Origin of the sequence: Synechococcus sp. CC9311 (assembly GCF_000014585.1) — a bacterium.
Classification (GTDB): domain Bacteria; phylum Cyanobacteriota; class Cyanobacteriia; order PCC-6307; family Cyanobiaceae; genus Synechococcus_C.
Map to the genome: position 1 here is coordinate 206,467 of NC_008319.1, position 22,369 is coordinate 228,835.

Annotated in this window: 21 protein-coding genes, 1 tRNA gene and 1 other RNA gene; 12 read left to right on the forward strand and 11 right to left on the reverse strand. The window is 55.4% G+C overall.

Annotation, left to right across the window (positions count from 1 at the left end):
* From SYNC_RS00950 to rnpB, 4 genes are all read right to left on the reverse strand, one after another.
* A complete protein-coding gene (locus SYNC_RS00950; RefSeq protein ID WP_011618183.1) occupies positions 1-375 on the reverse strand; it encodes a type II toxin-antitoxin system VapC family toxin in 375 nt (124 codons plus the stop codon).
* Positions 375-617 (reverse strand): type II toxin-antitoxin system Phd/YefM family antitoxin, encoded by a 243-nt coding sequence (locus SYNC_RS00955; protein WP_011618184.1) that lies wholly within the window; start codon positions 615-617, stop codon positions 375-377. Before SYNC_RS00955 ends, SYNC_RS00950 begins: the two co-directional genes overlap by 1 nt.
* Before the next feature lie 73 nt (positions 618-690).
* Positions 691-1,455, reverse strand: a complete 765-nt coding sequence (locus SYNC_RS00960; RefSeq protein WP_011618185.1) for a ribonuclease III family protein — start codon at positions 1,453-1,455, stop codon at positions 691-693.
* Positions 1,456-1,488: 33 nt separating this feature from the next.
* An RNA gene (rnpB, locus tag SYNC_RS13630) (RNase P RNA component class A) lies at positions 1,489-1,881 on the reverse strand.
* Between the two features lie 21 nt (positions 1,882-1,902).
* On the opposite strand from rnpB, the gene SYNC_RS00965 reads away from it, so the two are divergent.
* Positions 1,903-1,976 (forward strand) — tRNA-Arg (locus SYNC_RS00965).
* Between the two features lie 33 nt (positions 1,977-2,009).
* On the opposite strand, the gene mscL is transcribed toward SYNC_RS00965, so the two are convergent.
* Complete coding sequence (mscL, locus tag SYNC_RS00970; RefSeq protein WP_011618186.1) at positions 2,010-2,393, reverse strand: large conductance mechanosensitive channel protein MscL; 384 nt, start codon at positions 2,391-2,393, stop codon at positions 2,010-2,012.
* 142 nt (positions 2,394-2,535) lie between these two features.
* Here mscL and SYNC_RS00975 point away from each other — a divergent pair, with 142 nt between their 5' ends.
* Positions 2,536-2,877, forward strand: coding sequence for a hypothetical protein (locus tag SYNC_RS00975; RefSeq protein WP_011618187.1), 342 nt, complete (start codon positions 2,536-2,538; stop codon positions 2,875-2,877).
* A gap of 39 nt (positions 2,878-2,916) precedes the next feature.
* Positions 2,917-3,372: a hypothetical protein gene (locus tag SYNC_RS00980; RefSeq protein ID WP_011618188.1), complete on the forward strand. Its 456-nt coding sequence runs from the start codon at positions 2,917-2,919 to the stop codon at positions 3,370-3,372.
* A gap of 56 nt (positions 3,373-3,428) precedes the next feature.
* Here the strand turns inward: SYNC_RS00980 and SYNC_RS00985 are convergent, their stop codons facing one another.
* Positions 3,429-5,951: a glycogen/starch/alpha-glucan phosphorylase gene (locus SYNC_RS00985; RefSeq protein WP_041426838.1), complete on the reverse strand. Its 2,523-nt coding sequence runs from the start codon at positions 5,949-5,951 to the stop codon at positions 3,429-3,431.
* 232 nt (positions 5,952-6,183) lie between these two features.
* On the opposite strand from SYNC_RS00985, the gene SYNC_RS00990 reads away from it, so the two are divergent.
* Entirely contained in the window at positions 6,184-7,578 is a 1,395-nt protein-coding gene (locus tag SYNC_RS00990; protein WP_083756083.1) for a cation:proton antiporter, read from the forward strand.
* Here the strand turns inward: SYNC_RS00990 and SYNC_RS00995 are convergent.
* On the reverse strand, positions 7,575-7,889 hold the full coding sequence (locus SYNC_RS00995) for a hypothetical protein (protein WP_041426281.1): 315 nt from the start codon (positions 7,887-7,889) through the stop codon (positions 7,575-7,577). The two genes, SYNC_RS00990 and SYNC_RS00995, sit on opposite strands and share 4 nt — an antisense overlap.
* A gap of 126 nt (positions 7,890-8,015) precedes the next feature.
* Between SYNC_RS00995 and SYNC_RS01000 the strand changes: the two genes are divergently transcribed.
* A complete protein-coding gene (locus SYNC_RS01000) occupies positions 8,016-8,882 on the forward strand; it encodes an alpha/beta fold hydrolase (RefSeq protein WP_237699294.1) in 867 nt (288 codons plus the stop codon).
* A 57-nt stretch (positions 8,883-8,939) separates the two neighbouring features.
* The gene (locus tag SYNC_RS01005; protein ID WP_011618193.1) at positions 8,940-9,800 is read left to right on the forward strand and encodes a galactose mutarotase; all 861 of its coding nucleotides are present in this window, start codon (positions 8,940-8,942) and stop codon (positions 9,798-9,800) included.
* Here the strand turns inward: SYNC_RS01005 and SYNC_RS01010 are convergent.
* Positions 9,775-10,992, reverse strand: coding sequence for an FAD-binding oxidoreductase (locus tag SYNC_RS01010; RefSeq protein WP_011618194.1), 1,218 nt, complete (start codon positions 10,990-10,992; stop codon positions 9,775-9,777). The genes SYNC_RS01005 and SYNC_RS01010 overlap by 26 nt on opposite strands.
* A 56-nt stretch (positions 10,993-11,048) precedes the next feature.
* Between SYNC_RS01010 and SYNC_RS01015 the strand changes: the two genes are divergently transcribed.
* Positions 11,049-12,449, forward strand: coding sequence for a four-carbon acid sugar kinase family protein (locus tag SYNC_RS01015; protein WP_011618195.1), 1,401 nt, complete (start codon positions 11,049-11,051; stop codon positions 12,447-12,449).
* Here the strand turns inward: SYNC_RS01015 and SYNC_RS01020 are convergent.
* Genes SYNC_RS01020 through SYNC_RS01030 form a run of 3 tightly spaced genes read right to left on the reverse strand, consistent with a single transcriptional unit; the run spans position 12,446 to position 15,751 of the window.
* Positions 12,446-12,985 (reverse strand): VOC family protein, encoded by a 540-nt coding sequence (locus tag SYNC_RS01020; RefSeq protein WP_011618196.1) that lies wholly within the window; start codon positions 12,983-12,985, stop codon positions 12,446-12,448. The genes SYNC_RS01015 and SYNC_RS01020 overlap by 4 nt on opposite strands.
* A complete protein-coding gene (locus SYNC_RS01025) occupies positions 12,982-14,292 on the reverse strand; it encodes a (Fe-S)-binding protein (protein ID WP_049750308.1) in 1,311 nt (436 codons plus the stop codon). Before SYNC_RS01025 ends, SYNC_RS01020 begins: the two co-directional genes overlap by 4 nt.
* A 34-nt stretch (positions 14,293-14,326) precedes the next feature.
* Positions 14,327-15,751: an NADP-dependent isocitrate dehydrogenase gene (locus SYNC_RS01030; RefSeq protein ID WP_041426283.1), complete on the reverse strand. Its 1,425-nt coding sequence runs from the start codon at positions 15,749-15,751 to the stop codon at positions 14,327-14,329.
* A 124-nt stretch (positions 15,752-15,875) separates the two neighbouring features.
* On the opposite strand from SYNC_RS01030, the gene SYNC_RS01035 reads away from it, so the two are divergent.
* The 5 genes from SYNC_RS01035 to SYNC_RS01055 all read left to right on the forward strand — a co-directional run bounded on the left by SYNC_RS01035 (position 15,876) and on the right by SYNC_RS01055 (position 22,369).
* Entirely contained in the window at positions 15,876-16,337 is a 462-nt protein-coding gene (locus SYNC_RS01035; protein ID WP_011618199.1) for a hypothetical protein, read from the forward strand.
* 73 nt (positions 16,338-16,410) lie between these two features.
* Complete coding sequence (locus tag SYNC_RS01040) at positions 16,411-17,124, forward strand: heme oxygenase (biliverdin-producing) (RefSeq protein WP_011618200.1); 714 nt, start codon at positions 16,411-16,413, stop codon at positions 17,122-17,124.
* Positions 17,125-17,127: 3 nt separating this feature from the next.
* Positions 17,128-18,210 (forward strand): glycosyltransferase, encoded by a 1,083-nt coding sequence (locus SYNC_RS01045; protein WP_011618201.1) that lies wholly within the window; start codon positions 17,128-17,130, stop codon positions 18,208-18,210.
* An 82-nt stretch (positions 18,211-18,292) separates the two neighbouring features.
* On the forward strand, positions 18,293-20,110 hold the full coding sequence (locus SYNC_RS01050; protein WP_041426284.1) for an ABC transporter ATP-binding protein: 1,818 nt from the start codon (positions 18,293-18,295) through the stop codon (positions 20,108-20,110).
* A gap of 267 nt (positions 20,111-20,377) precedes the next feature.
* Positions 20,378-22,369 (forward strand): glycosyltransferase, encoded by a 1,992-nt coding sequence (locus SYNC_RS01055; RefSeq protein ID WP_369791615.1) that lies wholly within the window; start codon positions 20,378-20,380, stop codon positions 22,367-22,369.

A 22,369-nucleotide genomic window follows, 5' to 3' on the forward strand; every position in this document is an offset into this window, starting at 1 on the left:
TCAGAGTCGATGCAAGGAGACGTCGTAACCGGACCATTGCCCGTCCGATGACACAGCCATCAAGCCTTCCACCCTGGCCTGGGCAATCAACAGACGATCGAAGGGATCCTGATGCAGCAGTGGAAGTTGAGCTGTTTCGATCACATGTGGATCCAGCACCGGCAGAAGATCCGCACCCGCCGCGATGCTCTGATCGCGAAACACGACCGGTGAAACCTCCAATTTGCCAATGCGGTGTTTGATGGCTACCTCCCAGATGCTCGCAACAGACACCAAACAGGGTTTTGAGGCCAATAGTTCTCGCGACTTGGCTCTCAATCTGGGATCGTCGAGAAGCCACCAGAGCATGACCTGGGTATCAAGCAGACAGCGCATCAACCGTTGAATAGTTGGGCAACCTGCTGGTCCACGGCCTCGCCAAACGCTTCATCCACGTGGGATGCCTGAAGAGAAAGAGCAGAAAGACTTCCAGGCTCCTTCAAGCCGGTCGCCGCAGCGCAGGGAACTAACTTCACTTGAGCCTTGCCATGACTGGCAATGATCACCTCTTCTCCGGCGAGGGCTGCTTTCACAAGCCGGGAGAGCTGGCTTTTTGCATCCAACATGTTGACCAGCACAACAGTGAGCTCAAGGCTTAGCCAAGTTAGCCAGATATTAAGTGGCGATCAACCGCTCATGCTTCGCCTTGCCTCAGCTGTTTTGAGTTTGAGAGCTTGATGGAACGCTTGCAAATGTTGTTTGTTGCATCGCCGCTTTGGCCGCCTGCTGCTCTGCTTGGCGGCGCGATCCACCCCAGGCTTCTGCCGTTGGGCTGTTTTGGTCTTGGATGAACACCTGGCAATGAAAACGCCGGGGGTCGCCATGACGCTTGTTGACTTCATGGCATTCGTAGATCGGTAACCCCAGCCCCTGGGCTTGAGTCCATTCCTGCAGTGCCGACTTGCTGTTGCCGCGGTGGGGATCGGCGAGCACGTCGCGGCTTGTTTCGCGCCAATAGGGCGTGAGCCAGCATTGCACCGGAGACACCTTGCCGCTGATCCGGTAGATCGCACCGATCAGGGCTTCGCAATGCTCGGCACGCAGAGTGCTGCGTGCCGCCTGATCACCGCTGGCTTTGGAGCCAACCTGGAGCAGCACTTCAATGCCGATTGTCGTGCCGAGCTCCGCTAGCCAGCGATCGCTCACGAGCTGAGCGCGCAAGGCAGAGCGTTCCCCAACAGGCATTTGAGGGTGTTCGGATTCGATGAAATCCGATGCCGCTAGCCGCAATACAGCATCACCGAGAAACTCCAGTTGTTCGTGATGGCGGGCGAGCCCTGTGGAGGTGTGGGTGAGGGCTTCGTTCAGGTGCTCCAACTGCTCCCGGTTCAAGTCGTTGTTGTTGGCGGTGCTCGAATCGGGAACTAGCTGGCGCCATAGCTCTTGCAGTTGCTGTTCACGCTGGCGAGTGATCACAGCAACTCCGCCTGACGGAACATCAACAAAGAGGGTTGAAAGCAGGACATAAGCCGGGTTCTGTTCACCCTTCCAAGGAAGGGGGGTGATCATCTATCTGGGATCGCCGTTACCGACGACCTCGAGCGGCGCACAAAGACGGAACGGGGAAGATGGCCACCCGTCGTTCCTAGGCCTTGCTCCCAGCCGGGGTTTACCGAGCCAGCACCTCTCGATGCTGCTGGTGCGCTCTTACCGCACCTTTGCACCCTTGCCTGTGCCGGCGGAACCGGCCATCGGCGGTGTGTTTCTGTGGCACTCTCCTCACGGTCACCCGCACTGGGCGTTACCCAGCAAGCCTGGCCATCGGGGAGCCCGGACTTTCCTCAACCGATGACTGCAGCCCGAAGGCAACAACCATCGATTGCGATCACCTCGCCTACTTTCAACCCCCATAATGGCCTTTGAGGGGCTGTAGCTCAGCCGGATAGAGCGACGGTTTCCTAAACCGTAGGTCGTGGGTTCGAGTCCCGCCAGCCCCGTGAATGACTGCCATCGCCTTCAGCTTGGGTTCCTCAGAAACCCTTGCGTTCTAGTGCGTCTGTGAGGCGAGTCATGGCAGAAGCCAGTTGAGCTTGGGGATCGGGTTTGGTTTCGGCAATGACCTCTTGCTTGCGTTTGGAGGCCTCGATTGACTTCACAATCAAGAAGCACACAAAGGCGATCACGAGGAAGTTGATGATCGCCACAATCACGGTTCCTGCTGGCCAGGAATTGATTGAGTCCACATTGGCTGCCTTGAGTGCCGGCTCAAGGGCATTAGTCATCACTAAGGTCACAACAGTGGCAACGACCTTGCCGAATGCACCTGCAATCACAACAGCAATGGCGAGATCAACAACGTTGCCTTTGTTGATGAAAGCTTTGAAGTCTGCAAATAAACCAGGCTTACGAGTCATTGAATGAGTGAACTGACTCCTATTGGATAGTCATTCAGGTTGAGCATTTCCAGTTCATGGATACAAACTGATGGATTGTCTTGGATTGATGGGGTAGCCAGATGCCAGACCCCCGCTATTTTTGAAAGTGTGAGCCTGTTCCATGACCCAGCTTCACGAGCTTCGGCTACGGCTCTTGGTTCAGCAGGAAAGCGAGCTCATCGCTGCTAGCCAGCCAACCGACCTTGACTTGTCTGTGGTGCAAGCGCGCTGCCTTTGCTGGCTCGCCCTTTTGGCGGAAGCCCATGAAGATCAAGCCAGTGACGCTGAGAGTCGCGGAGATACCGAACAAGCCATGGGTTGGTTTGCCGATTCCATGCGTTTGCGCGATGCCCTCAATGTGGTGAGTTCGATTGAGATCCCTCTGCCAGGTGTTGTGGACAGGGATGGAGATCAGCTTGGTGATTGGTCTGGGATCGATCAGGAGCCGCCCTTGGCCGCCTGATCAGGTGCCATGATGGAAAGCAACTGAGGGTCTGCTGCTTTGCCTGATGAGCCCTGTCAATGTCCGGACTGTCAACGCTTTTACCGTGAACATGACCGTCTGATCAGAGAGTCACCAACATTGCGTCAGCAGCAAGAGCTGAGTTGGGCGGCCCTTCAAGCGTTTAGAACCCTGTCTGGTCGTGTTTTGGAGGATCTGCAGAAAGAACACGGCACCCCGTCTGCTGATTCCCAAACCCATGCCACTCCAATCGGTGGTGGTGAAGAGCCTGCTGATGCCATTCATCAAGCCATGGCTGATCTGGAAAATATCAACGCCCATCTCTTTTCAATTGAAGCGTTGATGGAGCGCATCTTTGATGTGCGTGTGCCCGACGATATTGAACAGAAATTTAGGGAGTTGGCCGGCGAGCTCGCCCCAGACCCCCTCAACGCTGATCGCTTGCGTTTAAATCGCTTGCTGCACCAAACCCCTGATCTACCTGATCGCGGCTGAACGACAAAAAAGCCCTCGAGTTGATCTCGAGGGCTTTTAACTGTTAGCGCACAATGTCAGCGCACATCGCAGGTGATCTCAACGGGCATGGCCTCCACCTTCCAGATGTCGCGGCAGTAGTCACGGATCGAACGATCTGATGAGAAGAAGCCGCTTCTGGCGCTGTTCAACACCGACATTCGGTTCCAGTGCTGGCGATCGGTCCAAGCCAGGCTCACGGCATCTTGAGCACGCAAGTAATCGGCGAAATCAGCCATCACGAAGAAGGGATCATTCCCCGTGAGGTTGTCGATCAGAGGACGGAAGAGCTCCCCATCACCATTGCTGAAGTGACCCATTTCCACCAGGCGGATGGCTTCAGCGAGCTCAGGAACCGATTCAACAACCTCCCAAGGCCTATAACCGCTTTGCTTGAGAGCCGAAATTTCTTCCACGGTCTTGCCAAATAGGAAGAAGTTTTCTGCACCCACGTGCTCACGAATTTCAACGTTGGCGCCATCGAGGGTGCCAATCGTGAGAGCACCATTCATGGCGAACTTCATGTTGCCGGTGCCAGAGGCTTCCTTGCCGGCAGTTGAGATCTGTTCGGAAAGATCCGAGGCTGGATACACCTGTTCGCCCAGCTTCACGTTGTAGTCAGCGAGGAACACCACCCGTAGCCGTCCGTCCATGTCGGGATCCGCGTTGATCGTTTCGGCGATGCCGTTGATGAAGCGGATGATCAACTTGGCCATGTAATAGCCAGGCGCTGCTTTGCCACCAAAGATCACCGTGCGAGGCGCCAGGCCATCGGCTTGCCCATTCTTGATCCTGAGGTACTGGGTAATCACCTGCAAAGCATTGAGGTGCTGGCGTTTGTACTCGTGGATTCGCTTCACCTGCACATCAAACAGGCTGGATGGATCCACCAACACGCCCGTATTGCGGTGGATGTAGGTCGACAGCTTGCGCTTCACGCAGAGCTTGGTGTCTTCCCAGTGATTCAAGAAGCCCGTGTCGTTCTGACGATCCTCAAGCTTGCGCAGGATCTCCATGTTGGTGACCCAGTCGGGGCCCACATGCTCATCGAGGAGGCTGGAGAGTCCGGGATTGGAAAGAGCAACCCAACGTCTTGGGGTGACGCCATTAGTCACATTGGTGAATTTTTCGGGCCAGAGCTCGGCGAATTCAGGCATCAGTTGCTCACGCACCAAGTCGGAGTGGAGCGCTGCCACGCCATTCACGTGATGGGCGCCAATGGTGGCGAGGTGGGCCATGCGGATGGACTTACCACCTTCCTCATCAATGATCGAGAGTTTGCGTTGAATCGCTTCGTTGCCCGGGTAGCGCAAGCGCACCTGCTGCAAGAAGCGGCGGTTGATCTCGTAAATCAGCTCAAGGTGTCTCGGCAACAGGCTTCCAAATAGGTTGAGATCCCATTTCTCGAGTGCCTCGGGAAGCAAGGTGTGGTTGGTGTAAGCCACGGAGCGGCGGGTGATGTCCCAAGCCTTGTCCCATTCCATGTGGCGATCGTCGATCAGCAGACGCATCAGTTCTGCTACTGCGATGGCGGGATGAGTGTCGTTGAGCTGAACAGTCCAGAACTCAGGGAAGTCGTCAATGGAAAGCCCACGGTTATCGAGGCTGCGCAACATGTCCTGGAGTGAGCAGCTCACAAAGAAATGCTGCTGTTTCAGGCGAAGGCGGCGTCCCTCATCGGTGCCGTCGTTCGGATACAGCACTTTGGAAAGGGTTTCGCTGCCCACTTTCTCTTCCACAGCGCCGTAGTAGTCGCCGATGTTGAAGGCGTAGAAATCGAAGCTTTCCGTGGCATCGGCGCGCCAGAGGCGCAGGCGATCGCAGGTGTTCACGCGATAGCCGAGCACGGGTACATCGTGGGGGACGCCAATGGCGTGATCCGATGGGATCCAGCGAGAGCGGTAGTTGCCCTTGTCATCGAGATAGCTTTCCGTCCGGCCACCAAAGCCCACAAAGCAGGCCTGATCGGGTTGCGGCAGTTCCCATGGCCAGCCGCCCTTCAGCCACTTGTCGGTGACCTCCACCTGCCAACCGTCGCGGATCAGCTGGTCAAAAATTCCGAATTCGTAGCGAATGCCGTAGCCGGTGGCAGGAATTTGCAAACTGGCGAGGGATTCCATGTAGCAAGCGGCTAAACGCCCCAGGCCGCCATTGCCGAGGCCTGGCTCTTCTTCCACTTCGATGATCTGCTGCAGGGATTCAATCCCGAAGCGCTTCACGGCTTCTTCCGCTTCGTTCTGGATTCCCAAATTCAGCAGGTTGTTGGCCAGCTGCGGGCCAATCAGGAACTCTGCAGATAAATAAGCCACCGTTTTTTGCGGTCGAGCCCGTATCGCCTCCAAGCTGGCTAAGTAGCGGGTCATCAGCCGATCGCGCACGGCATAGCTCAGGGCCATGTAAAGGTCGTGGCGGCTGGCGGATGGAGCGAGCTTGCCCAGCGTGAAGAACAGGTGCTCTGTCATGCCGTCGAACACGGCATCAGCATCAAATCCGGCCCGTTCTGGGTCGGCGTAGCAACCAGGAGTTGGAAGGCGAAGATCGAGGGGTTCGGAGCTGCTCATGGAGGGGGGAATATGCCGATTGCTTTTTGTTTTGCGTTCAGTGTGGTGGTATTGGACAAAGAAAGCTTGAAACGGTGGCCGAACTGTGACCGAGGCTTCTGCTTCAACCGTTAGGCAAAAGCTTGCGTGCGGGGCCTCTCCTTTTGTTGCCATCAGCTAGCAGGCCTTCGCAATGCACGGTCAGAGATCCCGTTTGCCTTTATGGTCCCGCTGAGAAAACATGCCGATTCCGATGCTCGCCGCTGCGATGCCGCCCCTTCTCACGCCGCTTTTGGCTGAACTGTCTGCCCACGATTTCGAGATGGCGGAAACCCTCATTGGGGTTGGTCGATTCATGCTGATCTTTGTGGCGGCGCGGGCGCTGGCCGAAGTTCTGGTTCGCCTTCAGCTCCCCACGATTTTGGGAGAGCTGCTGGCCGGTGTGTTGATTGGAGCGTCTGGTCTCCACCTCTTGGTGCCGCCAGAAACACAGGTGGAGTTGAGCAATGGCTTAATCACCCTGCTCAGTTCCATAGGCAATGTGCCTCCTGAATCGGTGACGGATCTCTACAACGAGAGTTTCCCAGCCTTGGAGGCAGTAGCCCAACTGGGATTGTTTGCTCTCTTGTTCCTCACCGGTCTGGAAAGTGAGCTCGATGAGTTGATCGCCGTGGGCACCCAGGCCTTCACCGTGGCTGTGGCTGGTGTTGTGTTGCCATTTGCCCTGGGGACCTGGGGCCTGATGGCCATTTTTCACGTGGATGCCATTCCAGCGATCTTTGCTGGCGCGTCGATGACCGCCACCAGCATTGGTATTACCGCCAGTGTGTTCGGAGAACTCGGATATTTGAAAACGCGCGAGGGGCAGATCGTGATCGGTGCGGCCGTTCTTGATGACATCCTCGGCATTGTGATCTTGGCTGTCGTGGTGGCCTTGGCCTCAGGCGGCAGCCTGGAAATTGGTCCGATCGTCAAGCTGGTGGCGGCCGCCGCTGTGTTTGTTGTGGCTGCGATTGGTTTGAGCCGCTCGGCAGCGCCTGCCTTTGATTGGTTGATCGACAAGCTCAAGGCACCGGGTGAGGTGCTGGTGGCGTCCTTCGTCATCCTTGCGCTGAGCTGCTTTACTGCCACCGCGATTGGCTTGGAGGCTGCCCTTGGCGCCTTCGCGGCTGGTTTGATTCTCAGCGGCTCAAAGCACAATCACGCCATGCAGCAGGCGGTTCTGCCGATCGTGACCTTGTTCGCCACGATCTTCTTCGTGCTCGTGGGCGCCGGCATGGATCTGTCGGTGATCAATCCTTCGGATCCTGGGAGCCGCACCGCTTTGATCATCGCGGCCTTCCTGTTTGTGGTTGCCGTGATCGGCAAGATTGCCGCTGGTTGGGCCTTTGTGAGCAAGCAACCCACCCGCCGCCTTGTGGTTGGGCTTGGAATGATGCCCCGCGGAGAAGTGGGTTTGATTTTCTTGGGCCTTGGCACCAGCGCGAAGCTTCTGTCGCCATCGCTCGAGGCGGCCATTCTCTTAATGGTGATCGGCACCACCTTCCTGGCACCGGTGCTGCTCAGGTTGGTGATTGGAGGCGACAAGCCCGACGACGATGACAAGGTTGATGGCGAGGTTGCGGCTGATCCGGTTGGTTTGATCTAGTCCTCTTGCCCGCGGGCAACCACTAGAAACAAACTCCAGCCAATGGCGATTAAGGCCAGGCTGGAGGCCCAGCCTGGTCCGAGCGCCCAGGCCAGAACGAGTTGGGTGATCACACCCACGGCAAGGGCTAGCAACAAACTGCTGACCACCAAAGCGGCCTGACGCCAGGCCCCACTCAGGGGGCCATCTTCCAAGCTGGTCTCTAGCCGTTGAAGGGGGCCACTGAGCGGTAGGTAGAGCGCAAGAGCCCAGAACAGGCCTCCGCTGAGGGTGCTGCTTTGCAGCAGGGGCCCCATCTCGTATGTGTCCATCGTTGGGAAGTGCCCGGCGCTGCGGAGCAATGAACAGGATGCCTAGCATCGCCGCCCGATGCGACAAGCGTGGTGAGTGAGCCCTGGTGGCGGTTTGAGAATCATGCGGTGCATGGTCTTTGCCAGATGCCTGAACAGCCTGAGGCCGCGGCCCAGGCCCAAGCGAGGCCCGCTGTGTTGCTGGTGCATGGCTTCGGGGCTTCTACCGACCACTGGCGCCACAACATTCCAGTGTTGGCAAGCCAGTACGAAGTGCACGCTCTGGATCTTCTTGGCTTCGGCCGGAGTGCCAAACCAGCAGGTCTCACCTATGGCGGTGCTCTGTGGCGCGACCAATTGGTGGCCTATGTCCAGCAACGGATCGGTCGCCCCACCGTGATCGCTGGAAATTCCCTCGGGGGGTTTGCTGCCCTTGCGGCTGGTGCCGCTTTAAAGGAGCAGTCAGCGGGTGTGGTGCTCCTGAATGCGGCAGGGCCCTTTAGTGATGAACAGCGCTCAAAACCGAGTGGCTGGGGTGCCATCGCCCGACGCACGATTGCTTCAGCCCTGCTCAAAAGTCCGGTGCTGCAAAGAGTTTTGTTTGAAAATTTGCGCCGGCCGGCCACGATTCGACGCACCTTGAATCAGGTGTATGTCGATCGCACCAACGTGGATGATGCCCTCGTGGAATCGATTCGCCTTCCGTCGCTGGATCCGGGTGCTTTTGGCGTGTTTCGCACCGTGTTCGATATTCCCAGCGGTCAACCCCTGGATGAGTTGTTTGATCAGTTGCAATCCCCCCTGTTCCTGCTCTGGGGGATCCGTGATCCTTGGATTAACGCCGCTGGACGTCGTGCCAGCTTTCAACGCCACGCCCCGGAGAACACCCATGAAGTGGTGTTAGAAGCCGGTCATTGCCCCCATGACGAGGTTCCCGATCAGGTGAACAAGGCCCTGCTCGATTGGCTTGGTTCCCTGCAAAGCCAACCAACCAACACACTCCAACTGGATTGAGATCGATGGCTGTGCGGATCACTCGCCTGTGTTCACACTGAAGAAGCTCCGGGTTTCATGGCCATGACCCTTCGTCAACTGTCGACGCCGTATGCCCACTGGGAATACGTGCATCCCCAAAGTGGTGATCGCCTACGCGTGGTGCCTGAACGCGGCGGCATTGTCACGGAATGGCTTTGCAATGGCCGGGAGATTCTCTATTTCGATCAGTCGCGTTACGCCGACCCAACGCAAAGCATCCGCGGTGGGATTCCTGTGCTGTTTCCCATCTGCGGCAACCTTCCCGGTGACCGGCTGCCCTTGAAAAGCGGTGAGGCCACCCTTAAACAGCATGGCTTTGCGCGCGGCTTGCCCTGGCAGCTGGAGCTACTCGACGACCAAAGCGGCGTGCGCTTGTGTTTGACGGACACGGACGAGACCCTTGCGCACTATCCGTTCCGCTTTCGCCTGGAGATGGCGGTGCGTCCTGTGAGTGATGCGTTGGAGATCACCACAACGATTGCGAATGCCAATGAAGGCGGCGAGTTGATGCCGTTCAGTTTTGGTCTCCATCCCTATTTCAATGTGACGGACCTCAGTCGCACGAGCATCGAAGGCTTGGCACCCCAATGCCTCAACCACCTCGTGATGGCAGAGGCTGAAACCCGTGATCAATTGAGTCGATTGCCAGAGGGCGTGGACTTTCTCACTCGCCCTGCTGGACCCGTCACCCTGGTGGATGAGGCTGCTGGCACGCGCTTACAGCTTCAGCATCAAGCGCCCATGGATCTCACTGTGGTTTGGACCGAGCCTCCTCGCTCGATGGTGTGCCTCGAGCCCTGGACGGGACCGCGCCAGTCCCTGATTACTGGAGACGGCAAGCTAGAGCTCGCTCCTGGCGACAGCCTTCAGCTCAGTTGCCGCTATGCGCTGAGTTGAGAGGTGCTGCCACTCCAGGCAGCCGTCCTCTTGAGAGCTGTTGCTTCGGATCAAACTGACGCTTCACGGCTTCAATCAGGGGGCGGGATGGGGCATCCAGCCAGGCCGGTAGAGCACCTGGCTGGGCACCTGGTTGGATCAGCACGCTGAGCTGACCCCCTAACGCGATCACCCGTCGCCTCAGCGCTTCGATCAGGTATTCCGGTGTGGGAGCACCGCTGTGCTGCCAGGCCTCACCGCTGCCGGCTCCAGCGGCGAGCTGCCAATGCCACCCTGTGAGCGCCGTGCATTCGCGCGAGCTGAACAAGTGCTGGAGCTCCGCGGGGGGGAGACAAAGGCGCAGCAGCCAGGGTGGATCTTCGCTTGTGGCAGAGCCTTCAGGGATCAGGTTCTCCCACAGCATTCGTTCGCTGCTAACCCCCTGCTTGGCAGCGATTGTCTCGAGCCGGTTGAGCTGGTCGACGACCGCACCATCACTGATGCTGGCCACGCCCAGCAGGATCCTTGGCCCCTGGTCCGGACGGAGCTCCCAATCGATCCTTTCGGGGGTGAAGCTGCTGCCCACCACTTCGGCTCGGAAGGCTTCGAGCTGGTTGAGCTCACCCTCCAGGACAAGCTGACCGCGTGGTTCACGAATCGGTTGCACGCGCAACGTGAGCCCGGTGATCAGGGCGAGGCTGCCCCAGCTGCCGCAGAGCAGGCGCATCAGGTCATAGCCCGCCACGTTTTTCACCACCCGTCCGCCGGCACGGGCGCTTACCCCATCGCTGCGAATCAAGCTGATGCCAATGATCTGGTCGCGCACTCCTAAGTGACGTTGGCGTAGCCCACCAGATAGACCCCGTGCCACGAGCCCGCCGATTGAACCTGCTGATTGAGGCGAGGCCATGTTGCTCCCCCAGGGCCAGTTGAGCGGAAGCCATTGCTGATGCTCTGCAAGCGCCGTCTGCAGGTCGGCCAGGGGCATGCCGGCATCCACGGTGATCGTGAGGTCATCCACCGCATGGTCCACGATCCGAGACAGGTGGCGCATGCTCACCACCGGCCCTGAATCAGCTGCGAGGGGAGGGCCCCAGTGCAAACGGCTGCCCATGCCAGAAGGCACCCAGGGCCTCCCTTCCGCATGCAGGTCGGCAATGAGTTGGCCAAGCTCCTCAACAGAATTGGGTGCTAGTACCGCTGTGGAGGACAACCCTTGTTCAGGCACGTGAGCGAACAGGCCAGATCAGTACACCAACCGATCGTGCCATGAAGATTGTCGTGATCGACGATGACCCCACCGGTTCTCAGACGGTGCACAGCTGCCCACTGCTGCTGCGTTGGGATCAAGCGGCATTGCGTCGGGGGTTGAGGCACCCTTCCCCCTTGATGTTTGTGTTGGCGAACACGCGGGCGCTCACGCCTGAGGCCGCGGCATCCCGCAACCGCGAGATTGTGGATGCGCTGGTGTTGGCGATGGCGGCTGAAGATCTTCAGGAGCATGAACTGCTGCTTGTGAGCCGCGGTGATTCCACCCTGCGTGGTCATGGCGTGCTCGAACCCCAGGTGCTTGCGCAGGCTTGGGAGGGGCACTTCGGGGTGGCGGTGGATGCCACCTTGCATGTGCCCGCATTCTTCGAGGGAGGGCGCACCACCGTGAATGGTGTGCATCGTCTCCACGGACAGCCGGTGCACACCACAGCATTTGCCCTTGATCGCCTCTTTGGTTATGGCACCAGTGATTTGGCGGAGTGGCTTGAGGAGAAGAGCGCTGGCCAGATCGCTGCCAATTCAGTGCTGCGAATCCCGCTGGAGTTGCTGGAGCCAGAGCGATCTGCAGACCTCTTGACTCGTCTTGAGACGTTAGAAGCCAATAGCCCGGTGGTCGTTGATGCGACCCGTCCTGAGCAGCTGCTGTCGTTGGGGGTCGCGATCCGGAGACTTCAGGGGCGCAAGCGCTTTTTGTTTCGTTCAGCTGCAAGCCTTCTCAATGGACTGGTGGATTCAGGTCCATCTCCCTTGGGACCTCAGCTCCTTGATGCCCAGGGCCTGGTGAGTTTGCATCGTCGTGATCTCCACGGTCAGCCGCTCCCTGGTTTGGTGGTGGTGGGATCCCATGTTTCTTTGGCGGATCAACAGTTGAAATCTCTTCTGGCCAACGAAGGTTGCCGCGGGATTGAGCTGCCGGTGGCTCGCATCGCCCGGGTGCTGGAGGGGGGCTCTCCGGATTTGCTTCTGCCGGACCTGGAGGCTGAATGGCGATCGCAGCTGGAGCAGGCGCTGGAGGAAGGGCTCACGCCGGTGCTGTTTTCCAGTCGTGGTGAGCTGCTGTTCGGAGCTGGTGCGGCGGCTGCGGCGCGGCGGCTGCGCTTTGGGATGGAGTTGGCATCCCTGATGGCCCGTATGCTTGCCGCCGTGGCTCCGCGGCTTGGCTATTTGATCAGCAAAGGAGGCATCACCACGGGAACCCTATTGGTGGAGGGGCTTGGCCTTGAGGCTGTTCAGCTGGAGGGGCAACTCTTGCCAGGGTTGTCGCTGGTTCGTGCGATGGAAACAGCGACTGAAATGACGGAGCAAATTCGTGCTTTGCCTGTGATTACATTTCCTGGAAATCTTGGAACGGAACACAGCTTGAAAGACGTTTGGCAGATGTTTGCTGGAGAGGCTTAACCAGCCATGGTTTTGCTAAACCGATCTCGCCATTGCTGCCAGCTTTCAGATTCGGGGAACTGGTGCACTAGAGCATCTGTTTCCGCCATTAATGTCTCGAATGGTTGTTCCATATCCATCGGAATCGTGGCGATCGGTGGTGCATACGTTTGGGTGTAGGCAAAAAATTCAATGGGATTGCTTTCTGGATCGGAGAAATAAACCGACCAGCTTCCACCATGGTTCATGGCTACAACGTCGCCTGGTGCAATTGCCTGAATGGCTGAGTAGTTCTCATGCAGATCTTGCAAGCTGGAGACTTCGAAAGAGATTTGATTGAACTGACTCGGCGTTTCCATTTGCCGTCCTGTGGCCAAAACAATTTGATGATGTTCCTTGGGATCTTTGCTTAAAAAAAGCATTCTTGATCCTTGGAACTCCCAGGAATCTGTGATGCAAAATCCCAACTTTTTGACGTAGAAATCTTCCATTAGCTCCAGATCATGCACGTAGAGCCCGAAATGGGAAGGTCGCGACGAGGCAAGAAAGGAATTCATGGATGTTGCTGCGGGGGGGTGGCGGAGCTGTCTTGCCCGCCAGTGGTTGGAGCGGGCGCCGGGCTGAGCCTGGCAGAGCGGGCGAGTAGCTCCATGGGATGGCATACATCCGGACCTTCTGAGCGGAGATGGCGCCTCAGTTGAAGGCTGCAACCGATGTTGGCGCTAGCAACGATCTCTGCCCCAGTGCTTGTAAGGTCGTTCGCTTTGAGTTGGCCGAGTTCGGCGGCCTCGTCCGGTTGCACCAGGTTGTAGATGCCGGCACTCCCGCAACACACACCGGCTTCTGTGGCTTCTTTGAGCTGCAGTTGAGGAATGGAACGCAGCAAGTCTCTGGGCTGGGCTGCAATCCCCTGGCCATGGATCATGTGGCAGGCGTCGTGATAAGCCACCGTGCAGGGCAGCGGTGTGAGAGCTTGCCGAAACGACTCGGACAGCCCCCGGTTCGCCAGGAATTCGTGCACGTCCAACACGGGCGCACTGAAGTTGTCCTCGCCATCGAGAAGCTCCCCATAGGCCTTCATGGTGTGCCCGCAACCGGAGGCGGCCACTAGCACGGCATCCAGGTCTTCATCGCGGAAACTCCGCACCAATGCGCTTGCCAGCTCCTGGGTTTGTTGGAGTTGGCCTTGGTGATGGCTCACCGCCCCGCAGCAGCCTTGATCGGCTGGAATCACCACTTCGAAGCCATTGGCTTGCAGTACGGCCACGGTCGCCTCGTTCACTCCTGGATCAAAGCAACGTTGCACGCAACCAAGCACCAAGCCCACCCGGCCGCGTTGTTCGCCTTGTGCCGGATTCACCCGCGGTAAGCGATCAGAAAACCCCTCGGCCGGCAAGGCAGGCAAGAGCGATTCCATCGCTTCCAGTTGCGGGCCAAGCAGCTTTAATAGCCCTGATCGCCGAGTGAAACGCTGCAGTCCGGTGCCTGCATAGGCGCGTAAGGGCTGGAGAAGTGCGCGCAGGCGATTGGGGTAGGGCAGCACCAGAAGCAACAGCTGCCGGAAACTGGTTTGCCAGCTGCTGCGGAGCTCAGGTTGGTTGAGTTTTGGGCGGGTCGCTTCAATCAGCTGGTCGTAGCGCACGCCGGATGGACAGGCGCTCACGCAAGCGAAGCAGCCCAAGCAGCTATCAAAATGGCTTGCCACCGTGGCATCCAGTTCCAGCTCTCCAGCCTCGATCGCTTTGAGGGTGTGGATGCGCCCGCGGGGGGAATCCATCTCCGTGCCCAGCACCCGATAACTGGCGCAGGTGGGCAAACAAAATCCGCAGTGCACGCAGGGGTCGCTTGGGTCGACAAAAGCCATAGGCCGATTCTGGCCTGAATCGGCCTGTTGGTGCTCAGAAGCGCTCGATGATGGCGTCAGCGAAGCCACTACAGCTCACGGGATCCACCTTTGGCTCCATCAGTCGGGCGAGGTCATAGGTGACCTGCTTGTCCTTGATGGCGGCGCTGAGCCCCTTGGTGATTAGGTCGGCTGCTTCCTGCCAACCGAGGAATTCCAGCATCATGACGCCACTCAAGATCACGGATCCGGGGTTGATTCGATCCAATCCCGCGTGCTTGGGGGCCGTGCCATGGGTGGCCTCAAAGATGGCGGCCGTTTCGCCGATATTTGCCCCGGGGGCCATGCCAAGACCTCCCACCATCGCGGCCGCGGCATCGGAGATGTAGTCGCCATTGAGGTTGAGGGTGGCCAGAATCGAATACTCCTGAGGGCGGGTCTGGATCTGCTGGAAGATGCTGTCGGCGATGCGGTCATCCACCAGCACCATGCTTTTCCATTTGCCGTATCCGTGGCTTTCGCCAATCGCTGCGAGAACCTCCTTCACTTCTGAATCGATCGCCTCTTTTTTCTCTGGCGTCAGGCTGTCGTAGCCGGGCTCAATCATGCGCGCGTTGTCCTGGGCGCTGAGGGAGTGATCCCGATCGAGATTGTCGAGAATCCAACTTTCTCGTTCCGTGATGCAAACATCACGGAATTCAGTCGTGGCTAGTTCATAGCCCCAGTCGCGGAAAGCGCCTTCCGTGAATTTCATGATGTTGCCTTTATGCACCAGCGTGACGTGACGCTTATTTCCTTCCAAGCGCAGGGCGTGTTGGATGGCTTTGCGGATGTGGCGTTGGCTGCCGTGTTTGCTCACCGGCTTGATGCCGATGCCGGATCCTTCTGGGATCTGCCGCTTGCCGAGTTTGCCGTTTGCCGGAATAACCACCTCATTGAGATGCTTGCGCAGCTCTTGGCCGATTGGATCGTCAGCCTCCCACTCAATGCCCATGTAAATGTCTTCCGTGTTTTCTCGGTAGACGATCACGTCAAGGTCTTCGGGGCGCTTGTGAGGGCTGGGGGTGCCTTCGTAATAGCGGCAGGGCCGAACACAGCAGTAGAGATCAAAAATTTGTCGCAGGGCGACGTTTAGGGAACGGATGCCGCCACCGATCGGTGTGGTGAGGGGACCTTTAATCGCTACACCGAAGCTGCGGATTGCTTCGAGGGTGTCTTCAGGAAGGTATTGGTAAGTGCCGTAGAGGTCACAAGCTTCATCACCGGCATAAATCTTGAACCACTTGATATTTTTCTCGCCTTTGTAGGCTTGAGCAACAGCAGCATCAAGCACCTTCTGGGTTGCGGGCCAAATGTCAACTCCGGTGCCGTCGCCGCGAATGAAAGGGATGATCGGATCGTTGGCCACCACGGGTTGGCCGTTTTCGAAGCGGATTGGTGTGCCCTCTGTGGGGGCGGTGAGCTTCTCAAACTGAGCCATGGATGGGTCGCCGTCAGGCGGCATTTTGATTAGGCGAGCTTATGACTTGGGGGTGATTCTTTGAGTTCGTTTCAATGACCCATGGCGCATTCCCTAGCGAAGCTTCACCCTTAGTGCAGCAGTGATGAACCCTGTGAATGCGGCGGCAGCTGTCCACAGCGTGGCTTTGGCCCAGGCCTTGGCCTCAAGCATCACACTCGTGCGCAGGCAATTTCCTGCTGCGCAGCCGAATCTGAGCCCATGGCGCGATGACCCTCTCACTCGGCATTGGGACGAGGCCGCAACGTTGGATTTGGCCTTTCATTTTCCAGGCTGGAGCCCGCGGCTGCAATGTCGCAGTTTGTTGCTGCAATTAAGGTTCAATTCTGAGCCGTGGGAAATGGACATGTCTTGCCCATCCCTCCTTGGAGTTGTGATGCGTGGCATGACTTTTGACGGCGAACGCTGGCGATTGGCAACATTGGGAGACTGGTTGCCGGCTGGCCCCCACCTACCCCAACGAGATCAGGTGGAGCAGCTGCAGTTGATCTGTCGAGAGATGTTTGAAGTGTTCGAACACGGTGTGCCCAATCACACCAGTTCTTAACCCTTCGCAACCGATCCGAGCTATCTGCGGAAACTGAATTTAAGGTCTTTCAATCGCTTTGTATTGCATTCTTATGTCCGTCGCTCTGGCTACCCAGCTCCGGGAAGGAACGAAAAAGTCACACACGATGGCCGAGAACACTGGCTTTGTGAGCTGCTTCCTGAAGGGTGTAGTGGACAAGCTGAGCTATCGCAAATTGGTTGCAGATCTGTTCTTCGTCTATGAAGCCATGGAAGAGGAGATGCATCGGCTCAAGGAGCACCCTGTGTTGGCTCCGATTGCTTTTGAGCAGCTCGATCGCGTTACGGCTCTCGAAGAAGATCTTGCCTTCTATTTCGGCACTGAGTGGCGTCAACAGATCGAAGCATCCCCTGCGGCTAAGGAGTACGTCGCTCGGATTCGCGAAGTAGCTCAGACGGCTCCTGAATTGTTGGTGGGTCATCACTACACTCGCTATCTGGGCGATCTCTCAGGTGGGCAGATCCTGAAGAACATTGCTCAGAAGGCGATGAACAACCCCACCGATAATGGCTTGCACTTTTATGTGTTCCCTGAAATCGCGGACGAAAAAGCTTTCAAGACCACCTATCGCTCTGCGCTGGACACCTTGCCTATCGACCAGGCCATGGCAGATCGCATTGTGGAGGAGGCCAACCAGGCTTTCCACCTGAACATGAAGATGTTCCAGGAGCTTGAGGGCAATCTTGTTGCTGCTATTGGCAAGGTCTTGTTTGGTTTCCTCACTCGCCGTCAGCGGACTGGAAGCACAGAGGCCGTTGTGGCATAAGCGTTGATACAAGAAAGGATTCAAGAATCTCTACCGCTGTTTACCTCTATTCGGGTTCTGGTGCCTGGCACCGGACCCCGTTTTAGATGTGGTGGATTGAGCGTTGCCTTGCAAACGGCTCGACTCCTATCGGAGTTGCGTCCCACGGAGGTCGTGACCTATCGAGAAAAAGAGCCTGATCATCCTTTCTTGGATGATTTATTGGCTTCAGCATTGGAGTCCTCAGGGGAGCTTTGGCTAGTGAGCTGGGGTTTTGATGTCCCGATGCTGTTAAAACGATTGCGTGGGCGTTCGGTGGCTTATCAGGCCCATAGCACTGGCTATGGCTTTGACCTGTCTCCCGGAGTCCCCGTTATTGCTGTTAGCCGTAATTCCCTCAGTTACTGGGCTGATCGTGCACCTCGAAACCCTCTCTACTTGGTTCCTAATGCTCTGGAGCCGCAATGGCTGATAAGGGGTGAGTGGAGCCATAACGGACGCCGCCCGGTGGATGTACTGGTACAAAAACGAAAAAGCAGTCCTTATGTTTTGGAGTCATTGGTTCCTGCATTGCGTCAGCATGGATTGCGGGTTGAGGTACAGAGCGGTTGGGTTGATGACCTAGTCAATCTGTTTAATCGCGCGACGGTTTATCTCTATGACTCGGCAGATTACTGGCGTGGTCGAGGCGTGAGCGAGGGCTTCGGCTTGCCCCCGCTCGAGGCACTGTCCTGCGGGTGCGTTGTTTTCAGCAGCTTCAATCACGCCTTGGCTGACCTGCTGACGCCAGGAGGTAATGCTCATCAGATCGGGCAGGGATCCCTTGTGAATGATCTGGTCCGAATCAAGGCAGCAGTGTCTGATCCAGAGACCTGGCGACCTCAGTCCGAAGAGCTAAAGGCTTTGCTTCTCGATCTATCGGAGTCACGTTGCAGTGAACGTTGGCATAAGACTCTCAGTTGTTTGGACGAACTTCAACGGCATGGCGCAATGGTGGAGTCTGAAGCCCTACGTGCTTCGTCTAGCCGACAGTTGCGTTGGCATCAGCGAGTGAATAGCTTCCGACGCAAAGTGGTCAATCGGTTCTCTGACTGGCCTTTTAAGTGAGAGGGATTTCTCCCCTCACCCTAAGTTTATTTGGTCAACACTTTCGATTTGGTCGCACCGGGCTGGCCAGCTGAGGGCATCAATGCCGATGAAGAGTCAGACTTGGACGCATTTGCGCGAGCTGCTTGCCTACTTGCCTCCAAAACGCAATAAGCAGTTGGTTGTTGTGATATTGGCCTCATTTATTCAGGGGCTTATGGATATTTTTTTATTGGCCCTAATGGCAAGGCTTGTTGGCCTACTTGCTGGGCAGAGATTGCAGGACAAAATTCCTGGAATTAATGTATTTGGAGGTGGTTTGTTAGATCAAGCAGGCTGGATTATTTCTCTTTTGATCCTAGCTTTCTGGATTGCTTCTGCTGTTCGCTTTGCGGTGTCATTGATGCAAAGTCTTTTAAGTGCTGAGATATGGAATGATCTTGTAAACAGTGTTTATAGTACTCTCATGCGTCAGGATTATGAATTTTTTGTAAGCGGTAAGTCAACAGGTATTGCAATTCAGTTTAACAGAATTTTTAGCAATATTTCTAAGAATATTGTTGCTCCTCTCATCACAAGCGCTGGAAGCCTTGTTTCCATTGGATCTTTGATGGTTGGCATTGTATTTATATTGGGGATAAGGGCATTGATGATATTTATGTTAATGCTAGTTGCGTACATACTTGCATCCAGAATTATAATACCGTATTTGCGTTTAGCGACAAAACAGAGAATTCGGTACAAGAAAAAAATATCAATGTTGATGGCTGAATCTATCCATTCAATGAGGGAGGTTCAGTTATATGGGGCTGAGGATTTTTTTTCTAAGCGCTTTTCTAGTGATGGCAGGATTGCTAAGCGCTATGACCGCATAAGTAGGTTATTGCCTGATGTGCCTCGATTGATTATTGAGCCTGCTGGAATTACTATTCTATTCGTCATAGGTCTTGGGCCTGCGATAATTCAGGGAGATTCTCAAGCTATTCGTCAAGTTGCTCCAGAACTTTCAGTCATCCTGATTGCGCTTCTGCGCATTTCTGGCCCATTGCAATCCTTGTTTAAAGGGATTAACCAATTGCGTGGTGGATTGCCCCAAGTGAAGGAAGCGCTTGAGTTGCTGGAGCTTGTGCCTGTGCGCTCTATGCTGTCATCCCAAGGAGTTCCGTCTCCGTCTGGGTTGATGCCTAGAAGATTCATTCAACTTGAATCTGTTGATTTTCATTATGAGCTGAGCGATCGAAAAGTAATCGATGGTGTTGATTTAATGATTCCTGTCGGCTCTCGAATAGCCTTAGTCGGAAGCACCGGCAGTGGTAAAACAACTTTAGCTCATTTGCTTTTAGGTTTGTATCACCCAACTCAAGGTGCGCTCTGTCTAGACGGAATTCCCGTAACACGTCAGGAGCTTCCAGCCTGGCAGGGCAATTGCTCGTTTGTTCCTCAAAATGTTCGTTTGTCTAATGGAAGCGTTAGGGATAATGTTGCTTTTGGTAGAGAGTCTGACGAGATAGATGATGATCGTGTTTGGGCTGCACTTGAGTCTGCGCAATTTGATGATGTAGTCGCCACGATGCCTTATGGTCTTTACACCATGGTTGGTGATGATGGTGCCAAGCTGTCTGGTGGGCAGAGGCAAAGGTTGGCATTGGCAAGAGCATTTTATAGGGAAGCAAAGGTTCTTGTTTTAGATGAAGCAACGAGTGCTCTTGATAATAAAACTGAGCATGATGTTATGCAGGCTCTTGATATTGTCGGGCGTCGCTGTACTACGATAGTAATTGCTCATCGTCTTTCAACAGTTAAAAAATGTGATCGTATTTATCAGCTTGAGCAAGGCAAAATTATTGCTTCGGGTGCATTTGCTGATCTATGTAATAGTTCAAATAGTTTTCGTGAGATGAATTTGTTCGATGGCTCCTGACCAGGCTTTATCGCTATATTCGGCTTTGATAAGGGATATCAAATGAATGATGTTGTGATAATTGCTACTGCTGACTGGGACCATCCCATCTGGACAAATAAGCAGCATGTTGCGCGTTCTCTAGCTGATTTAGGAAATCGAGTTCTTTATGTCGAGTCGCTTGGGATACGCTCGGTTCAAATTACTCGTTCTTCTGATTGGACGAAGATTAAGCGGCGGATTTTTCGAGCTCTTTGGCCATTGCGTCAAGTGAGTCCAAGGATTTGGGTGTTGTCGCCACTGGTTATCCCAGGTGGCAGTGATGGGTGGAGTCGTCGACTCAATAAGTTAAGCCTGAGGTTGGCCTTGGCTCTTGCTCAGGCTCATATTGGGCTGCGTCAACCATTGCTTTGGACATTTAATCCGTTAACTCGTCGTTATCTAAACCTGAAAATGTTTCGTTCGACCGTCTATCACTGCGTCGATAGGATTCAGGCCCAACCAGGGATGCCTGTTGAATTGCTTGATTTGGAGGAGAAAGCACTCTGCCAAGAGTCCCAGGTTGTTTTTACTACGGCACCTTGCCTGCAGGAAGGCTTACAGGCTCTCAATCCAGCAACTTATCTATTTGGCAACGTGGCCGACGCGGAGCATTTTGCTCAGGCGCTTGAGCCTGCTTTGCCACGACCAGTCGACTGCCCTTCATCTGAGCGTCCATTGGTGATGTTCATCGGTGCAATTGATGCTTACAAGCTCGATATGTTGATGCTGGAGCAGTTGATTCAGGCCACGCCGCAATGGACATATCTGTTAATTGGCCCGATAGCAGAGACCGACTCCAGCACGGAGATAAGTGGCTTACATCGTCTACCTAATGTGTACTTTATTGGAAGTCGTCCTTATAGAGATCTCCCCGCTTATTTGGCCTGTGCCGATGTTGCCTTGTTGCCGTTGCAAATTAATGACTACACCAGGCACATGTACCCGATGAAGTTTTTTGAGTATCTGGCTGCAGGATGTCCTGTTGTGGCGACTGCTATTCCCTCGTTGCATGATCAAGGTGATGTGGCTTGGTTATGTGATCCGTCTTGTCAGAGCTTTAAGCAATCGATCCAAGAGGCCCTTGAAGGTAAGGGCGCCCCTAGGCAGCAACGACTGGAACGCGCATCCATGCATACCTATCAACGCAGGACTGAGGCGATGCTGGAATGTCTTGATTTTCATGGTCTGCTGCTGCCTATGACGGGGGCGACTACCCATATGCCAAATGCTCGGCCCCTATCTTGCCAAGCACTGGAATCTTTAGGGGTGAGCTTATTGGTTTTGCTGATCGGGGCTTTGAGGATTCTCAATCAGAACTTTTTATCTGGGGCTTTAAGAAATGCAGGCCTGAAGCGATGGTCGTGTAACACACGTCTGCTTTATTTGGCTGCAGATGATGCTATTCGCTCTGGAGATATGCGAGATGCACGTCACTACATGGAAGGTCTTTGGAGAGAGAATGGACAAGTATTGGCTCTCCATCGCCTCTTGTTGAAGCCCAGGCGGGGGCAGGTAGTGGATCAGTTAGCCCTTTTTGAAACCATGATGAATAGCAATGTATTTCCCCTGCATTTCACGGGTTATTGCGCTGTCGTTCTTGGTGACTGGTCGATTGAAATTAAGGATCCAGATTTGCGTGATGGCTGTTTGAACACTCTCACGACGGTGATTACAACTTTGTTGGATGATCCCGGCACTTATCACTGTCTTCGTCCAGTTCATGAGAATCGGATGCAGTTATTGGTCTCGGCTCAGCTGTCTAGGATGCGCCTGCTGATGGCAGCTCAATTCTGGCTGGAGCTGGAAGCGTGCGGTCCTAGCCTGATGCGCAGCATCGCTGACTACAACCCTGCTTTGATCGATCCTCAGTCGGCTAGCCGGCTGACGACTAATGCAGTTCGTTGTCTGGCCATGGAAGGGTTGATGGCCTGGTGGACAAATGATGCTCAGCGCTTTCTTGCTTCTTTTTCTGAAGTGCACAGACTTGTTGTCGCGGCGGATTCGCTTTCTTTTGACTCTGATTCTCTAGGAGGTCAAACAGAAGCCCAAGCTTTTGCTGCGCTCATGCTGAAACAACTGAGGGGGTGTTTGTGGCGTGCGGATCTTGGTCAGCAGCGCCCAGGGCGAGGTCAATTAGTTGGGTTTGTGTTGTTGATTTTGAATAATCATCTCAACTGGAAGCGAAGTGACAAAGTACAACGGTTATTGAAAACATTGGAGCAAACCAAACCAGCTTGA

Excerpts from the sequence above, each read along its gene's own strand:
- SYNC_RS00950 (WP_011618183.1), bottom strand. The coding sequence starts at position 375 with ATGCGCTGTCTGCTTGATACCCAGGTCATGCTCTGGTGGCTTCTCGAC.
- mscL (WP_011618186.1), bottom strand. The coding sequence starts at position 2,393 with ATGACTCGTAAGCCTGGTTTATTTGCAGACTTCAAAGCTTTCATCAAC.
- SYNC_RS00975 (WP_011618187.1), top strand. The coding sequence starts at position 2,536 with ATGACCCAGCTTCACGAGCTTCGGCTACGGCTCTTGGTTCAGCAGGAA.
- SYNC_RS00985 (WP_041426838.1), bottom strand. The coding sequence starts at position 5,951 with ATGAGCAGCTCCGAACCCCTCGATCTTCGCCTTCCAACTCCTGGTTGC.
- SYNC_RS00990 (WP_083756083.1), top strand. The coding sequence starts at position 6,184 with ATGCTCGCCGCTGCGATGCCGCCCCTTCTCACGCCGCTTTTGGCTGAA.
- SYNC_RS00995 (WP_041426281.1), bottom strand. The coding sequence starts at position 7,889 with ATGGACACATACGAGATGGGGCCCCTGCTGCAAAGCAGCACCCTCAGC.
- SYNC_RS01000 (WP_237699294.1), top strand. The coding sequence starts at position 8,016 with ATGCCTGAACAGCCTGAGGCCGCGGCCCAGGCCCAAGCGAGGCCCGCT.
- SYNC_RS01005 (WP_011618193.1), top strand. The coding sequence starts at position 8,940 with ATGGCCATGACCCTTCGTCAACTGTCGACGCCGTATGCCCACTGGGAA.
- SYNC_RS01015 (WP_011618195.1), top strand. The coding sequence starts at position 11,049 with ATGAAGATTGTCGTGATCGACGATGACCCCACCGGTTCTCAGACGGTG.
- SYNC_RS01020 (WP_011618196.1), bottom strand. The coding sequence starts at position 12,985 with ATGAATTCCTTTCTTGCCTCGTCGCGACCTTCCCATTTCGGGCTCTAC.
- SYNC_RS01025 (WP_049750308.1), bottom strand. The coding sequence starts at position 14,292 with ATGGCTTTTGTCGACCCAAGCGACCCCTGCGTGCACTGCGGATTTTGT.
- SYNC_RS01030 (WP_041426283.1), bottom strand. The coding sequence starts at position 15,751 with ATGGCTCAGTTTGAGAAGCTCACCGCCCCCACAGAGGGCACACCAATC.
- SYNC_RS01035 (WP_011618199.1), top strand. The coding sequence starts at position 15,876 with ATGAACCCTGTGAATGCGGCGGCAGCTGTCCACAGCGTGGCTTTGGCC.
- SYNC_RS01040 (WP_011618200.1), top strand. The coding sequence starts at position 16,411 with ATGTCCGTCGCTCTGGCTACCCAGCTCCGGGAAGGAACGAAAAAGTCA.
- SYNC_RS01050 (WP_041426284.1), top strand. The coding sequence starts at position 18,293 with ATGCCGATGAAGAGTCAGACTTGGACGCATTTGCGCGAGCTGCTTGCC.